This is a genomic window from Pseudomonas sp. MDT1-85, from assembly GCF_054898065.1.
Genome location: NZ_CM142715.1, coordinates 3,265,575 through 3,280,622 on the forward strand (window position 1 = coordinate 3,265,575; position 15,048 = coordinate 3,280,622).

At 58.4% G+C, this 15,048-nt stretch carries 12 protein-coding genes; 10 read left to right on the forward strand and 2 right to left on the reverse strand.

Features of this window, described 5'->3' with window-relative positions; all coding sequences use genetic code 11:
• Nucleotides 1-19: 19 nt before the first annotated feature.
• Nucleotides 20-1,666 carry a phosphoglucomutase (alpha-D-glucose-1,6-bisphosphate-dependent) gene (gene pgm / locus ACYZT2_RS14655; protein ID WP_461965022.1) on the forward strand — a complete coding sequence of 549 codons (1,647 nt, stop codon included), beginning with the start codon at nt 20-22 and terminating at the stop codon, nt 1,664-1,666.
• Between the two features lie 96 nt (nt 1,667-1,762).
• Here the strand turns inward: pgm and ACYZT2_RS14660 are convergent, their stop codons facing one another.
• Nucleotides 1,763-2,458, reverse strand: a complete 696-nt coding sequence (locus tag ACYZT2_RS14660; RefSeq protein WP_461965024.1) for a pirin family protein — start codon at nt 2,456-2,458, stop codon at nt 1,763-1,765.
• Between the two features lie 279 nt (nt 2,459-2,737).
• On the opposite strand from ACYZT2_RS14660, the gene ACYZT2_RS14665 reads away from it, so the two are divergent.
• From ACYZT2_RS14665 to ACYZT2_RS14675, 3 genes are all read left to right on the forward strand, one after another.
• The gene (locus tag ACYZT2_RS14665; protein ID WP_461965027.1) at nt 2,738-5,212 is read left to right on the forward strand and encodes a UvrD-helicase domain-containing protein; all 2,475 of its coding nucleotides are present in this window, start codon (nt 2,738-2,740) and stop codon (nt 5,210-5,212) included.
• A gap of 213 nt (nt 5,213-5,425) precedes the next feature.
• Complete coding sequence (locus ACYZT2_RS14670; protein ID WP_461965029.1) at nt 5,426-6,802, forward strand: pyridoxal-phosphate dependent enzyme; 1,377 nt, start codon at nt 5,426-5,428, stop codon at nt 6,800-6,802.
• A complete protein-coding gene (locus tag ACYZT2_RS14675; RefSeq protein ID WP_461965031.1) occupies nt 6,799-7,980 on the forward strand; it encodes a cystathionine gamma-synthase in 1,182 nt (393 codons plus the stop codon). The genes ACYZT2_RS14670 and ACYZT2_RS14675 overlap by 4 nt, the downstream gene beginning before the upstream one ends.
• Nucleotides 7,981-8,206: 226 nt before the next feature.
• Here ACYZT2_RS14675 and ACYZT2_RS14680 read toward each other — a convergent pair whose 3' ends face one another.
• Nucleotides 8,207-8,482 (reverse strand): DUF1652 domain-containing protein, encoded by a 276-nt coding sequence (locus ACYZT2_RS14680; protein ID WP_461965033.1) that lies wholly within the window; start codon nt 8,480-8,482, stop codon nt 8,207-8,209.
• Nucleotides 8,483-8,759: 277 nt separating this feature from the next.
• Between ACYZT2_RS14680 and ACYZT2_RS14685 the strand changes: the two genes are divergently transcribed.
• The 6 genes from ACYZT2_RS14685 to ACYZT2_RS14710 all read left to right on the forward strand — a co-directional run bounded on the left by ACYZT2_RS14685 (nt 8,760) and on the right by ACYZT2_RS14710 (nt 14,920).
• Entirely contained in the window at nt 8,760-9,575 is an 816-nt protein-coding gene (locus ACYZT2_RS14685; protein ID WP_461965035.1) for an AraC family transcriptional regulator, read from the forward strand.
• A gap of 51 nt (nt 9,576-9,626) precedes the next feature.
• Nucleotides 9,627-11,033 carry an NAD(P)/FAD-dependent oxidoreductase gene (locus ACYZT2_RS14690; RefSeq protein WP_461965037.1) on the forward strand — a complete coding sequence of 469 codons (1,407 nt, stop codon included), beginning with the start codon at nt 9,627-9,629 and terminating at the stop codon, nt 11,031-11,033.
• 30 nt (nt 11,034-11,063) lie between these two features.
• On the forward strand, nt 11,064-11,405 hold the full coding sequence (locus ACYZT2_RS14695; protein ID WP_461965038.1) for a cupin domain-containing protein: 342 nt from the start codon (nt 11,064-11,066) through the stop codon (nt 11,403-11,405).
• A gap of 44 nt (nt 11,406-11,449) precedes the next feature.
• Nucleotides 11,450-12,535: a polyamine ABC transporter substrate-binding protein gene (locus ACYZT2_RS14700; RefSeq protein WP_461965040.1), complete on the forward strand. Its 1,086-nt coding sequence runs from the start codon at nt 11,450-11,452 to the stop codon at nt 12,533-12,535.
• A 401-nt stretch (nt 12,536-12,936) separates the two neighbouring features.
• Nucleotides 12,937-14,394, forward strand: a complete 1,458-nt coding sequence (locus ACYZT2_RS14705; protein WP_461965042.1) for a serralysin family metalloprotease — start codon at nt 12,937-12,939, stop codon at nt 14,392-14,394.
• 97 nt (nt 14,395-14,491) lie between these two features.
• Nucleotides 14,492-14,920, forward strand: coding sequence for an AprI/Inh family metalloprotease inhibitor (locus tag ACYZT2_RS14710; protein ID WP_461965044.1), 429 nt, complete (start codon nt 14,492-14,494; stop codon nt 14,918-14,920).
• Nucleotides 14,921-15,048 lie beyond the last annotated feature (128 nt).

Here is a 15,048-nt window from a genome sequence, read left to right on the forward strand (position 1 = left end):
TCTTTCTCAGAGGTTTTGCATGACACTCAGTCCTTTTGCGGGCAAACCGGCACCGGCAGAACTGTTGGTCGACATCCCGCGACTGGTAACGGCCTATTACACCGGCCAGCCCGATGCAGCCATTTCTACCCAGCGCGTTGCCTTCGGCACGTCCGGACACCGAGGTAGCTCGTTCGATCTGAGTTTCAACGAATGGCACGTTCTGGCCATCAGCCAGGCGATCTGCCTGTACCGCGAAGCCCAGGGCATTGACGGTCCACTGTTCGTCGGCATCGACACTCATGCGCTGTCCACGCCGGCCGGTGCCAGTGCCCTGGAAGTCCTGGCGGCGAATGGCGTGACGGTGATGATCGCCGAAGGCGACGAGTACACGCCGACGCCGGCCATTTCCCACGCGATTCTTTGCTACAACCGTGGGCGTACTTCGGGCCTGGCGGACGGCATCGTCATCACCCCGTCTCACAACCCGCCACAAAGCGGTGGCTACAAGTACAACCCTACCAACGGTGGCCCGGCCGATACCCACATCACCAAGTGGATCGAAGCCAAGGCCAACGAGCTGCTGGCGGCAAAACTCGCTGGCGTCAAACGCATCAGCTACGAGCAGGCCCTGAAGGCCAGCACCACCCATCGTCACGATTACCTCAACACCTATGTCGCCGACCTGATCAACGTGATCGACTTCGACGCCATCCGCGATGCAAAGCTGCGTCTGGGTGTCGATCCGCTGGGCGGAGCAGGGGTGCGCTACTGGTCAGCGATTGCCGAGCACTATCGCCTGGATCTGGAAGTGGTGAATAAAGAAGTTGATGCGACATTCCGTTTCATGACCGTCGACTGGGACGGGCAGATCCGCATGGACCCATCGTCCACCCACGCCATGCAAGGCCTGATCGGTCTGAAAGAGCGCTTCGACGTGGCGTTTGCCTGCGACCCGGATCACGACCGTCACGGCATCGTGACCCCGTCCGGTGGATTGCTGGCACCGAACAACTACCTCGCGGTGTCGATCGATTACCTGTTCCAGAACCGTCCGCAGTGGCGCGCTGACGCAGCCGTGGGCAAAACCGTGGTCAGCAGTGGCTTGATCGATCGCGTTGCCAAGCGTCTGGGCCGTCGCCTGTACGAAGTGCCGGTTGGCTTCAAATGGTTTGCGGATGGTCTGTTCGACGGTTCCCTCGGTTTTGGTGGCGAAGAAAGTGCCGGCGCCTCGTTCCTGCGCAAGGACGGCAGTGTCTGGTGCACTGACAAGGACGGCTTGATTCCGGCATTGCTGGCCGCCGAAATGACTGCCCGCACGGGCCGTGACCCTGGCCAGGCCTATCGCGCGCTGACCGATGAACTGGGCGAACCGTTCTCGGTACGGGTCGATGCCAAGGCGAACCCTGAGCAGAAAGCGCTGCTGAGCAAATTGTCGCCGGACCAGGTCACCTCGACTCAGCTGGCGGGCGAAACGATCCAGAGCATCCTCAGCCACGCACCGGGTAACGACCAGGCTATCGGCGGTCTGAAAGTCATGACCGAGAACGGTTGGTTCGCGGCGCGGCCGTCGGGTACTGAGGATATCTACAAGATCTATGCGGAAAGCTTTGTCAGTGACGTTCACCTGAAGCAGTTGGTGGCGGAAGCTCAGACCTTGGTAGATAGCGCAATTTCTGCGAAGTGATTGAGGGCCCCTTCGCTACAGTCACCCAGGATTTCAGCCACAAAAAAGGGGCGACCTATTAACGGTCGCCCCTTTTTTTGTTCCGCATTTACCCCATCAAGCCACATCCACTAACACAGTCTCGCTGTCCTCAATCGCGGTCACGCGCAACACCTGCTCATCGGCAATCGCAACACCATCTCGAGCTTGTGCACGCAAGCCATTGACCTCAATGACGCCAGCGGCTGGCACCAGATAAGCACGACGGCCGCTGTCCAAGTGATACTCCGCGGATTCCCCGGCCTTCAGATTCGCTGCAACCAATCGCGCATCGGCGCGAATGTGCAGGCTTTGATCATCGCCGGCTTTGCCGCTGGCCAGGGTCACGAAACCTTCTCGCTCGCCTTTGGGGAACGGCTTGGCGCCCCACGACGGGGCTGAACCGGCTTCGTTAGGGATGATCCAGATCTGAAAGATCCGGGTCTCGGTCGCTTCCAGGTTGTATTCGCTGTGAGCGATCCCGGTGCCAGCGCTCATAACCTGAACGTCGCCCGCTTCGGTGCGGCCCTTGTTGCCGAGGTTGTCCTGGTGGGTAATCGCGCCTTCACGAACGTAAGTGATGATTTCCATGTCCCGGTGCGGGTGTTGCGGGAACCCGGTGCCGGGGGCAATCACGTCATCGTTCCACACCCGCAGGTTGCCCCAGTTCATGCGTTTGGGGTCGTGGTACTCGGCGAACGAAAAGTGGTGATGTGCATCCAACCAGCCATGATGCGCGCCACCCAGCGAGTTGAAAGGTCTGAGTTCAAGCATGATCGTCTCCTGAAAAGGTTCGTCATGGGGCAGAACGCCTGGGCCACAAACGAGAACCGGTGGTTGATGGCGAGCATGATCTATCAGGCACCCATCGATAAAAAGCGTAAAAAATGCCTCAATACAATCGAATTGGTTGATATCAAATAACCTCGAAATATTCTCATCCAGCCTTCACTTCATCGCATAACCCAATGACCTGTAAGCATTTCACTAGAACTCAACGGCAAATGCAGACACCATAGCCCTCAACAGCCTCACACCCTGGAGTCCGTCAGCGTGCCGCAACACACCCCCGATCTTCCCCCCGAACTTCGTCCCTTGGCCGAGATGCCTTTGTTCAAGCGCCTGGCCGCCCGGTTCTTTGGCCACGGCCTTACCCGCCTGCGCGCGCAACACCGTGCCTCTTGGCTACACGGGCAAGCCGACGGTTTTCGCAGCGGGCATAGCGCCGGTGTGGAGTACGGCTTTAAGGAAGGCAAACTCGAGGGGCTGGAGGAAGGTCGGCAGGTTCTGTTGATTCGCGACTCGCGCTCAACCGAGCATCGACCGCCCAACGTTGATGACAATCTGTTCGACGATTGGCGCCTGCCATTGAGTGCAGAACTGAAGAAGCGCATGAAAGCCGACGTGGCGCGATTGCTGCCCGCGCATGCCCAACCGAGCGCTGCCCAATGGAAGATGATTTTCAGCGACACACCCTCGACCTCGGTGATCGCCGGGGCGGGCGCGGGCAAATCGACCACCCTGGTGCTGCGAATTCTGCTGCTCAGCCATTATCTGGGGTTTGAGTTGAGCTCGATGACCGTGGTGACCTTCACCCGCGAATCGCGCAAGGACTTCATCAACAAGCTGATCGAACTGTTTGCAGTCTGGGGCCGGGGAATCAGCCTTAGAGAAGCGCGGGATCTGGTGCGCACTTTCCATTCACGCATCCTGCCGATGGTTCGCAGTCTGCCGGGTTTCGAGCGGCTGCAAGCCTTCGAAAACCTCAGTCACCGCGTGCAAAGCGGCGACGAGGAGGTCGACAGCAACCCCTTCGACCTGCGCATCAACGACGCCCAGCGCCAGCAACTCAATGCCTGCTATCACAGCCTTTACACCCGAGATGAGCGTTTTTGCGAACTGATCAAGCCTTTGTCGCGTCATGCCTTGCAGCTCAAAGAGCTGGAGCATGATCACCCGGACGTGCAAAAGCGCATGGCGGTGACTGAACTCGCCGCCAAGCGCGATGAAGAACTGTGCGACACCATCGAAGACTTGTGGTTTCGCGCCGGCGCCTGGCCGATCAAGGGCATCGAACCGAATCGTCAGACCTTCGATATCAACGGCTCGACCTTTCATTGCCACGGCTATATTCCAACGCTGGACGCTTGGGTGGTGCTGGGTTTCGATCCTCGGGAAAATCCCCAGATCAGCCGTCCGAATGCCAAACTTTCAGTGCGCGCAGAATGGGCGGTAAAGCGCACCCTGTTTCAAGCTTTCTGTCGTAAGCCTTTGATATGGCTAGACAGTTATGAATCTTCAAAACGTGTTTTGGCTTCCCTTGCTGGAGACGCCAGCGCCGGGCCGGGCTTCGATTACAAGGTCAAGGGCGAACTCGGCTCCGCGCCGCTGCTGGACTGTTTTGTCGCGGCGGCCGGGTTTATCGAAAACCTCGGCCTGGATGTATCTAACGCTGTGGGCCAGATGAGTTTCGCCAAGGATGACCCGGACCGGTTCTTCTTCGAGGCCTTGAGTCTGTTCTGGCGAGCGCTGGAAGATCATCTGCTGGATCAATCACCACCGATGATGACCTACAACCGGATGTTCGCCTTGTTCAGCGAACATTCGCCGGAGAATTTCAAGCTGCTGAGCGATGAGCTGCTCAGGCCGATGTCGCACTTGATGATCGACGAGTTTCAGGACGTGTCACCGCAGATCGTGTCGTGGATTCGCGCCAGCCTGGCGGAGATCCGCAGTCGCGGACCGGCCATGCATGTGGGACGCGGGGCGCAGCGTTCGTCATTGCTTTGTGTCGGTGATGACTGGCAGTCCATCTATGGCTGGCGCGGCAGTTCGCCGACTTACTTCATGGAGTTCAACAAGGAATTCCCGTCGCCGAGCACGACCAAAGTGATGCTCAGCGACAATTACCGCAGCCATCAGCACATCATCGACGCGGCGGAGCATATTGTCCGCGCGGCACCGGCGATCGCTGGCAAGAAGGCCAAGGCCAGTGGTGAACCCAAGGCACTGCTGCCGGTGAATGTTCTTGATCGGGATGACCAGGGTATGGCCCAGCGCCTGATCGAGCACTACAGAAAAGGCGATTCAATCTTGATGCTTTATCGAAAAAGCAGCGATAAGTCATTGATAGAAGAACATATTCGACCTGTAGTTAATGTGGATTCCAGCTTGCCGTACGAGGCTCGACGACTCAAACAACTGACCTATCACAGCGCCAAGGGCCTGCAGGCTGATGCGGTATTTCTGCTGGGCGATTGCCAGCACCTGACCAGTTCACCCTACAAGAACCAGGTCTATCGCATGGCCGGGCTCGGCAAGGCTGGCGACAGCGAAGCTTACGACAGTGCACAGAAAGACGAGATCCTGCGGCTGGCCTACGTGGGCATCACCCGGGCAGTCAGCCATTGCTACTGGTATGTCGATGGCCAGGATACCTCGGCGGCGAACATGCCCAAGGCCTCCGACCGGATCGGCAAGGGCAAGGCGTTCTTCGCGGATCACCGTCAAGGAAAAGTCTCTGCCTGACTCCTGAAGCCGTTCACTGAAAGTCTTGAGTCAGAGTAACCTGTGGCGAGCAAGCTCGCTCGCCATAGAGACCCTACCGACTGGCTGTGAAAAGTTGCGGGGGGCGCAATCCCGGCCTATGGTCCAAGGCGAGGCTTTGCTTGCGACTGGCGCGCAATGATTCGCCGCAGGTCGCTGTCCATCCAATGCGGATACATGCAGCGAGGTGACGACATGCCGAACGACTCCCGTCCCGCCGTGCTCGAACTGATCGGTAATACGCCGCTGGTGCGTGTCAGCCGCTTCGATACCGGCCCGTGCACGCTGTTTCTCAAACTCGAATCGCAGAACCCCGGTGGCTCGATCAAGGATCGCATCGGTCTGGCAATGATCGACGCCGCCGAGCGCGATGGCCGCCTGCGCCCCGGCGGCACCATCGTCGAGGCCACCGCCGGCAACACCGGTCTGGGCCTGGCCCTGGTCGGCCGGGCCAAGGGTTATCGGGTGGTGTTGGTGGTGCCGGACAAGATGTCCACCGAGAAGGTCCTGCACCTCAAGGCCATGGGCGCCGAAGTGCACATCACTCGCTCCGACGTCGGTAAGGGCCATCCCGAATATTATCAGGACGTCGCTGCGCGGTTGGCGCAGGAAATTCCCGACGCCTTCTTCGCCGATCAATTCAACAACCCGGCCAACCCGTTGGCCCACGAGTGCAGCACCGCTCCGGAGATCTGGGCGCAGACTCAGCATGATGTGGATGCCATCGTTGTCGGTGTCGGTTCGGCCGGCACGTTGACCGGGCTGACCCGTTTCTTTCAGCGCGTACAACCGAATCTGGAAATGGTGCTGGCCGATCCGGTCGGCTCGGTGATGGCCGAATACAGCCGCAGCGGCACCCTTGGTACGCCCGGTTCGTGGGCGGTGGAGGGCATTGGCGAAGACTTCATTCCGTCGATTGCCGACCTGTCCAGCGTGCGTAAGGCTTATTCGATCAGCGACGAGGAAAGCTTCGATCATGCCCGCCAATTGCTGCGCGCCGAAGGGATTCTCGGCGGCTCTTCGACTGGCACATTGCTCGCTGCGGCGCTGCGTTACTGCCGCGAACAAACCGAGCCGAAGCGGGTGGTCAGTTTCGTCTGCGACACCGGCACCCGCTACCTGTCGAAGGTCTACAACGACCAGTGGATGAACGATCAGGGGCTGCTTGCGCGCAAGCGTTACGGTGATTTGCGTGACCTGATCGCGCGACGTTTCGAGGATGGTCGGGTGGTCAGCGTGGGGCCGGACGACACTTTACTCACCGCGTTCCAGCGCATGCGCCTGGCGGATGTGTCGCAACTGCCGGTGCTGGTGGACGGGCAGCGGCTGGTCGGCGTGATCGACGAGTCCGATATCCTGCTTGGCGTGCATGAGGACGCTTCGCACTTCCGTATGCCGGTGAGCAGTGCGATGACTGACAAGCTGGAAATCCTGCCACCCGGCGCCAGTCTGGCCGAACTGGAGGCGAAGCTCGATCGTGGATTGGTGGCGATGATCGCCGACGACTCGGCTTTCCACGGGCTGATTACCCGCGTCGACATGCTCAATTACTTGCGGAGATCCCTTGCATGAGTCAGCACGATGAAACCGCCAAACCACGCGCCTTCGCCACCCGTGTGATCCATGCCGGACAGACACCGGACCCGTCCACCGGGGCGCTGATGCCGCCGATTTACGCCAACTCCACCTACCTGCAACAGAGCCCCGGTGTGCACAAGGGCTTCGACTACGGGCGTTCGCACAACCCGACGCGCTTTGCGTTGGAGCGTTGTGTGGCGGATCTCGAGGGCGGTACCCAGGCCTTTGCCTTCGCTTCCGGGCTGGCGGCGATCGCCAATGTGCTCGAACTGCTCGACGTCGGTGCACACATCGTCTCCGGCAATGACTTGTATGGCGGTACATTCCGCCTGTTCGACAAGGTGCGCCGGCGCAGTGCCGGGCATCGCTTCAGTTTTGTTGATCTGACCGATCTGGCGGCCTTCGAAGCGGCGCTTGAGAATGACACGCGGATGGTCTGGGTCGAGACGCCGAGCAATCCTTTGCTGAGCCTGACTGACCTCGCCGCCGTCGCGCGTATCTGTCGCGACCGAGGCATCATCTGTGTGGCCGACAACACCTTCGCCAGCCCGTGGATACAGCGCCCGCTGGAATTGGGCTTCGATATCGTATTGCACTCGACGACCAAGTACCTGAACGGTCATTCCGACGTGATCGGCGGCATCGCGGTGGTCGGGCAGAACGCTGAACTGGCTGAGCGCCTGGGTTTCCTGCAGAACGCAGTGGGGGCTATCGCCGGGCCATTCGACGCTTTTCTCACGTTGCGCGGCGTGAAGACCCTGGCATTGCGCATGGAACGCCATTGCAGCAACGCACTGGAGCTGGCGCAATGGCTGGAGCGTCAGCCGCAGGTGGCGCGTGTCTATTATCCGGGCCTGCCATCGCACCCGCAGCACGAACTGGCGCGGCGCCAAATGCGTGGGTTCGGCGGGATGATTTCTCTCGACCTGAACAGCGACTTGGCCGGCGCGAAGCGCTTCCTTGAAAATGTGCGGATCTTCGCCCTGGCCGAGAGCCTGGGCGGGGTGGAAAGCCTGATCGAGCACCCGGCGATCATGACCCATGCCAGCATCCCCGTCGAAACCCGTGCACAACTCGGTATCGGCGATGCGCTGGTGCGTTTGTCAGTGGGGGTTGAGGATGTCGAAGACCTGCGCGCCGATCTGGCACAGGCGTTGATGAGGATCGGTTAAACGATTTAAGCCGCGACGCAGACTTTGTAGCAGCTGCCGAGCCCGCGAGGCTGCGTTCGGCTGCGCAGCAGTCGTGAGTCCGGCTGATGTGGTCTGTCTGACATACCGCAATTGCTGATTTTTACGACGGCTTCGCCGCCGAACGCAGCCTCGCGGGCTCGGCAGCTGCTACAGATAGAAAAAGCCCGCTCATGGTTCGAGCGGGCTTTTTGTCGAGCGTTGGTGGTCAGGCATAACTTCTGAGAGCCTCCGGCGGAATGAAGGCCTCAAGCTCATCTTCCACAGCTTCAATGATTCGTTCTACATCCGCCGCATTCATGACCGTTGCGCAAGGAATGCCTGCAATGGCGATCATGGTTTCGCCACTGGCGCGGTCGAATAACCGGGCAACCATACTGCTCGGTGCATCCATGGTGGCTTCGAAACCCATGGGATGAAAATGCCAGCGCATCAGCTGGCAGGCATTTGGAAAAGTGACTTTGCTGAAAGACCCTTTATTCATGTGTTGCCCACCTTATTCATCGAGCGCTTCCTTTAGCTCATGTCAGGAGGGAAGAACCTTCAGTGGCTCAACCGGTGACTGTCTTTAAAAGTAGCATCCAGATGTGAAAATCATGTGGAATTTTTCAGTCCGTTTAGCGATAGGTTCATTTTTTTTTGATGCAAATCACGGGACACCGTTTTTTTGTGGCGAAGGGCCAATGTTGCCGGGGCATTCCACGGGCCATTGAAGCCTCGTCAGAACTTCGTCAAGCTCGGTTTTTTTCGTCGAGTCCCTTATGCACGCCGATGATGATGGTCCGTTGCAAACCCAGGCCACGGGCGAGACGGTCATGCGTTACCACCTGCGCTGGAAACACCGGGATCTGGATGGCGTCATGGCGCTTTATCACCCGGGCATCCAGTACAACGACTTTTTCCAGAACCGCATGATGGGGCTGGATGAATTGCGCGAGTACGTGCGCGACAGCATGCCTCGCGACCCAGATGAGGTCCTGGAGCATTCGGACCGTATTCGCCTGGACGGCGACACGGCGTTCATTCAATACCGCATCACCCTTCGCGGCGGTGAAGGGCTGGTGTCGTTTCGGACCAGCGAGGCGATTACCGTACGTGACGGGCTGATCTGGCGGGTCAATGAATACGCCACGCTCGTGCACGAACAAGCGACCGGCAAGGCCGCAGGCAATGATCGCCCGGCGGTCAGCCGGCTCGGGCTGTCACCGCGGCAGCTGAGTTTCATGGCCGAGGATTTGCAGCAGTACTTCCAGCGCCAGCAACCTTATCTGGATCCTGAACTCGACCTGCAACGGGTGGCGAAGGAGTGCGGGTACAGCCGCAATCAGATTTCCTATCTGCTGAATCAGGTGCTGGGCCAAAGCTTCTACCGTTACGTCAATCAGGCGCGGTTGCAGCATTTGCTTGCGGCACTGGACGCCGCCACGCCGCCAGTGCGCATCGACGAACTGGCCTTCGCGGCCGGCTTCAATTCGTTGTCGGCGTTTTACAGCTGTTTTCGCCGACACACAGGCCTCTCGCCCAAGGTTTACGCCAAGCAAATTTCTTTGCGGGCACGCGCGCAAGACAATCCCTGACCCCACGCACTAGGATCGACGCCATCGAAGTTCTGAGTGGCGGAGTCTTGCATGTCGGCGTGGCGCACGATCAGTTTGTGGATGGATCAACTCGATGAGCCATTGCTGGCACGCCCGGCACTGGAGCAGGATCTGGACGTCGACGTGGCCATCATTGGCGCCGGGTACACCGGGCTCTGGACCGCGTACTACCTCAAGCGCCTGGCGCCGGGGCTGAACATTGCCATCGTCGAAGCAAACACCGCGGGTTTCGGCGCATCCGGCCGTAACGGCGGCTGGTTGATGGGCAACCTGCTGGGCGAAGATCGCTTGCTCGCCGATTTGCCGGCGGAACAGCGCCGCGCATCTTTCGACTTGCTGCACGGTATCCCTGACGAAGTAGAGATCGTCCTCGAACGAGAAGGCATCGACTGCGATTATCGCAAAGGCGGGGTTCTTTACTGTGCTGCGCGTTATCCCGAACAGGAAGCCAGCCTGCGCCATTATCTGGACACGCTCTATCGCCAAGGGCTGACCGAAAGCGATTATCGCTGGCTCAGTCCCGAGCAATTGGCGCAACAGATCAGAATTACCAAACCTTATGGCGGTATCTATGCACCGCACGTCGCGACCATTCACCCGGCAAAGTTGGTTCGAGGTCTGGCGCGGACGGTGGAGCGCATGGGGGTCAACATCTATGAGAACAGCCCGGTCACTCAATGGCAGTCGGGCAGTTTGCGTACAGCCAAGGCTCAGGTTCGCAGCCGCTGGATTGTGCCGGCGGTAGAAGGTTATGCGGTCACACTGCCGCCATTGGACCGTTATCAATTACCGGTGCAGAGTTTGCTGGTGGCGACCGAACCGCTGTCCGCCGCGACCTGGGACGAAATCGGCCTCAGCCACGGTCAGGCTTTCAGTGAAAGTAGCCGCCAAGTCACCTATGGCCAGCGCACGGCGGATAACCGCTTGGTATTTGGTGCCCGTGGTGGCTATCAATTTGCTGGCAAGTTGCGTCATGACTTCGACTTGACCACCAGCGAAGTGGAGTTGCGGCGCTACCTGTTCAGCGAACTTTTTCCGCAGCTCAAGAACGTACGAATCACCCATGCCTGGGGCGGCAACCTGGGCATGTCTCGGCGCTTCAAGCCGCACATGCTCTGCGATCAGGCCAGCGGCATCGCCTTGTCCGGCGGTTATGGCGGGGAGGGCGTCGGTGCCAGCAACCTCGGCGGGCGAACCCTGGCCGACCTGATTCTTCAGCGCGACACCGAGTTGGTCCGTCAGCCGTGGGTCATTCCTCAGGGCGGTCTCGACGCGCTCAAGGCCTGGGAACCCGAGCCCTGCCGCTGGCTGGGCTACAACGCAATCATCCGCAGCTTCGTCCACGAAGACCAGACCCTGGCCAACCCGGCCACCGCGCCCTGGCGACGCAAACTGGCCAGCCGGGTCGCGGGGTTCATGGAAGGGTTCATGCACTAAACGGCGTTTTCTACATCGACAGGTATTCCCATGCGCATTACGCACTTCAAGCACACCGCAACCCTGAAGCTGGATGAATCGACTCCGGTCGCCGTGCCATTGGGCGTGCCCTTGGCAGTGGCCTCGACCACCAGCGTCGAACGCGACGATGGTGTCGAAACCGGCGTCTGGGAATGCACCCCCGGCCGCTGGCGCCGGCAGATTGTTGCCCAAGAATTCTGTCACTTCATTCAGGGCCGCTGCACCTTCACCCCGGACGACGGTGAACCCCTCTATATAGAAGCCGGCGATGCACTGATGTTGCCAGCCAATAGCCTCGGCATCTGGGACATCCAGGAAACCGTGCGCAAGACCTACGTTTTGATTTTTTGATCTTCTGATTGCCTGCCAACAACAACTCATACAGGAATCGACTCATGATCCGAAAGACACTGACACTTGCTCCACTTGCGCTCATCGCGACCCTCAGTCAGGCCGCCGAGACCGTTACAATCTACAACTGGTCGGACTACATCGCGCCAGACACCACCAGGAACTTCCAGAAAGAAACCGGCATCGCCTTCAGTTACGACGTCTTCGACAGCAACGAGACCCTTGATGGCAAGCTGATGACCGGCACATCCGGCTATGACGTAGTGTTCCCATCCAACCACTTCATGGCGCGGCAGATTCAGGGCGGGGCGCTGAAGAAACTCGATAAAAGCCAGCTACCGAACTGGAAAAACCTCAATCCGGTGCTGCTCAAGACGTTGCAGGCCAACGACCCGGGCAACGAACATGGCTTTCCGTATTTGTGGGGCAGCACGGGCATCGGCTACAACGTTGCCAAGGTAAAGGCAGTGTTGGGCGACAACGCGCCAGTGGACTCCTGGGACCTGATTTTCAAGCCCGAGAACATGGCGAAGTTGAAAAAGTGCGGCGTGGCGATCCTCGACAACGGCCCGGAACTCTTGCCGGCCGCGTTGAATTACCTGGGGCTGCCACATCACAGCAAGAACCCCGAAGACTACAAAAAAGCTGAAGCGCTGCTGATGAAAGTCCGGCCCTATATCAGTTATTTCCACTCCTCCAAGTACACCAGCGACCTGGCCAATGGCGACATCTGCGTGGCTGTCGGTTTTTCCGGTGACATCCTGCAAGCGGAAAACCGCGCCAAGGAAGCCAAAAACGGCATAGACATTGGCTATTCCATTCCCAAGGAAGGCGCCGCCATCTGGTTCGACATGGTCGCCATGCCCGCCGACGCACCGGACGAGAAGGCCGGTTACGCCTTCATGAACTACCTGCTACGTCCCGACGTCATGGCCAACATCAGTAACCACGTGCACTACGCCAACGGCAACGAACAGGCTGACAGCCTGATCGAGCCAGCCATCAAGAACGACACCAAGGTTTATCCGAGCCCGGAGATGATGGGGAAACTGTTTGCGTTGGAAGCCATGCCATTGAATGTAGATCGGGTGCGGACGCGGGTGTGGAACAAGATTCGGACGGGGAGCTGAGTCGATTTCGCCTGTGGTCACGGAGCTCTGTCCTTGGCCACTACTACAACTAACTGATCGTTTAATTTATTTGATGGCAATACACTGGCACTTATATTAATAAGTCCAAAAAACGAGAACTAATCTACAGAAAAACAACTTACACATATTTAATATTTAAATATCAAATTGTCGGACAATCCGGCTAAAACCTTCTACTACAAACAATATTTCGACAGCACACGCACTGTTTACTGGCGTTCACCGGAACAGCTCAATTTGACGTCAAAAAAAATGTAGACGTTTGATTTCGAATTGTGTCAGTTTTTATACGCCTTCATTGGGCGAGTGATAGGACGATCTCGCCAGAGATTGTCGTATCGGACAAAAACTGTTCCATTGCTAAACAAGGAAGTGTGTTTATGTCGAAAGTAAAAGACAACGCTATTGATCTTGCCGAACAGGGCTTTCAGCCATTCCAAGCGCTGGCTGCACCCAGTTCCGCCTACAACCAGATCGATAGTTTCAGCCATCAGTATGATCGGGGTGGCAATCTCACGGTCAATGGCAAACCCTCCTTCTCCGTCGACGAGGCTGCTACCCAGCTGCTGCGTGACGGCGCTGCCTACCAGGACAAGGACGGCAGCGGCAAAATCGAACTCACCTACACGTTCCTGACCTCGGCTTCGTCGAGCACCATGAACAAGCACGGTATTACCGGGTTCAGCCAGTTCAGCGCACAACAGAAAGCCCAGGCCGTGCTCGCCATGCAATCTTGGGCCGACGTGGCCAAAGTCACCTTCACCGAGAAGTCTTTTGGCGGCGACGGTCACATGACCTTCGGTAACTACAGTGGTGGTCAGGATGGCGCGGCAGCATTCGCCTACCTGCCAGGCACCGGTGCAGGTTATGACGGTACTTCGTGGTATCTGACGGGCAGTGGCTATAACGTCAACAAGACGCCGGACCTGAACAACTACGGCCGTCAGACCCTAACCCATGAAATCGGTCATTCCCTGGGCCTGGCTCACCCTGGCGACTACAACGCTGGTGAAGGTGCGCCGACCTACAACGACGCGACCTACGGGGAAGACACCCGCGGCTACAGCCTCATGAGTTACTGGAGCGAAAGCAATACCGACCAGAACTTCAGCAAGGGCGGTGTGGAAGCCTATGCGTCCGGCCCGCTGATGGACGATATCGCTGCCATTCAGAAACTCTACGGTGCCAACACCACCACCCGTACCGGTGATACCACCTACGGCTTCAACTCCAACGCCGGTCGCGACTTCCTGAGCGCTTCATCGTCGTCGGACAAAGTCGTGTTCTCGGTTTGGGATGCGGGCGGCAAGGACACCCTGGATTTCTCCGGTTTTACCCAAAACCAGAAGATCAACCTCAATGAAGCCTCGTTCTCCGATGTTGGCGGCATGGTGGGCAATGTGTCCATTGCCAAGGGGGTCACCGTCGAGAACGCGATTGGCGGTTCGGGCAGCGACCTGCTGATCGGCAACAGCGTGGCCAACGAGCTGAAAGGTGGTGCCGGCAACGACATCCTCTTCGGCGCGGGCGGTTCCGACAAACTGTGGGGCGGTTCGGGTTCGGACACCTTTGTATTCGCGGCCAGCAGCGACTCCAAGCCAGGTGCCGTCGATCAGATCCTCGATTTTGTCAGTGGCCTGGACAAGATCGACCTGACCGGCATCACCAAGGGCGCGGGCCTGCACTTCGTGAACTCCTTCACGGGTGCGGCAGGCGATGCAGTGTTGACCACTTCGGGCGGCAATAGCCTGTTGTCGGTGGACTTCTCCGGGCACGGCGTGGCTGACTTCCTGGTCAGCACCGTTGGCCAGGCGTCGTTCTCGGACATCGTGGCCTGATTCAAGGCAAAAAGGAGGGCGGCGCTTGAGGCGCCGTTCTCTGTCCCTTGAACGGCAGGTGCCATGAGTAAGGCTACAACCATGAGTAAAACGCCCTATGATCCACAACGCTTTTACCTACAAAGCAACCGCGTGGCTGTTGGCGACGCTGATGATGTTTCTTGGAGAGGTAGCCATGGCACGCAGTTTGAAATTAGCCGACCCGTCGGAACTCGCCGGGAAATGGCAGGCCACCTTGAACGCCGCGCAAGACTTGCCCGAGTCCCAGGCGCTACAGGACAAACCATCGAATGTCTGCTTGATCGAGCTCAAATTGAACCAGACCCTGGGTGAGGGGGCCGACTGCCTCGGCGCCTGGCTGAACGAGTCGGCGATCGGCTGGTTTCCGGAACCGGACGGCATTGCCGTGACCGGTAAAGAAGGCTCAAGAATTGTGTTTTTCAGCCGACAGCATGAGGGGTTTTATAAAAGCACCTTGAAGTCAGGTCTGATCATTACGCTCGAGCGCGTAGCGCGTAGCGCATAAGTGAACAGTGCCGGGCCGCCGCCAAGCGCTGAATATGAAGCTCGTGACTGCCGTTATAAGCAGCCGTTCAATAACGGAACTCTTTGAAGAACCCAAAGAGTTGTTATTAATGTGTAAGCGATAACCAG

Excerpts from the sequence above, each read along its gene's own strand:
- ACYZT2_RS14680 (WP_461965033.1), bottom strand. The coding sequence starts at position 8,482 with ATGAATAAAGGGTCTTTCAGCAAAGTCACTTTTCCAAATGCCTGCCAG.
- ACYZT2_RS14695 (WP_461965038.1), top strand. The coding sequence starts at position 11,064 with ATGCGCATTACGCACTTCAAGCACACCGCAACCCTGAAGCTGGATGAA.
- ACYZT2_RS14705 (WP_461965042.1), top strand. The coding sequence starts at position 12,937 with ATGTCGAAAGTAAAAGACAACGCTATTGATCTTGCCGAACAGGGCTTT.
- ACYZT2_RS14675 (WP_461965031.1), top strand. The coding sequence starts at position 6,799 with ATGAGTCAGCACGATGAAACCGCCAAACCACGCGCCTTCGCCACCCGT.
- ACYZT2_RS14685 (WP_461965035.1), top strand. The coding sequence starts at position 8,760 with ATGCACGCCGATGATGATGGTCCGTTGCAAACCCAGGCCACGGGCGAG.
- ACYZT2_RS14700 (WP_461965040.1), top strand. The coding sequence starts at position 11,450 with ATGATCCGAAAGACACTGACACTTGCTCCACTTGCGCTCATCGCGACC.
- pgm (WP_461965022.1), top strand. The coding sequence starts at position 20 with ATGACACTCAGTCCTTTTGCGGGCAAACCGGCACCGGCAGAACTGTTG.
- ACYZT2_RS14660 (WP_461965024.1), bottom strand. The coding sequence starts at position 2,458 with ATGCTTGAACTCAGACCTTTCAACTCGCTGGGTGGCGCGCATCATGGC.
- ACYZT2_RS14690 (WP_461965037.1), top strand. The coding sequence starts at position 9,627 with ATGTCGGCGTGGCGCACGATCAGTTTGTGGATGGATCAACTCGATGAG.
- ACYZT2_RS14670 (WP_461965029.1), top strand. The coding sequence starts at position 5,426 with ATGCCGAACGACTCCCGTCCCGCCGTGCTCGAACTGATCGGTAATACG.
- ACYZT2_RS14710 (WP_461965044.1), top strand. The coding sequence starts at position 14,492 with ATGATCCACAACGCTTTTACCTACAAAGCAACCGCGTGGCTGTTGGCG.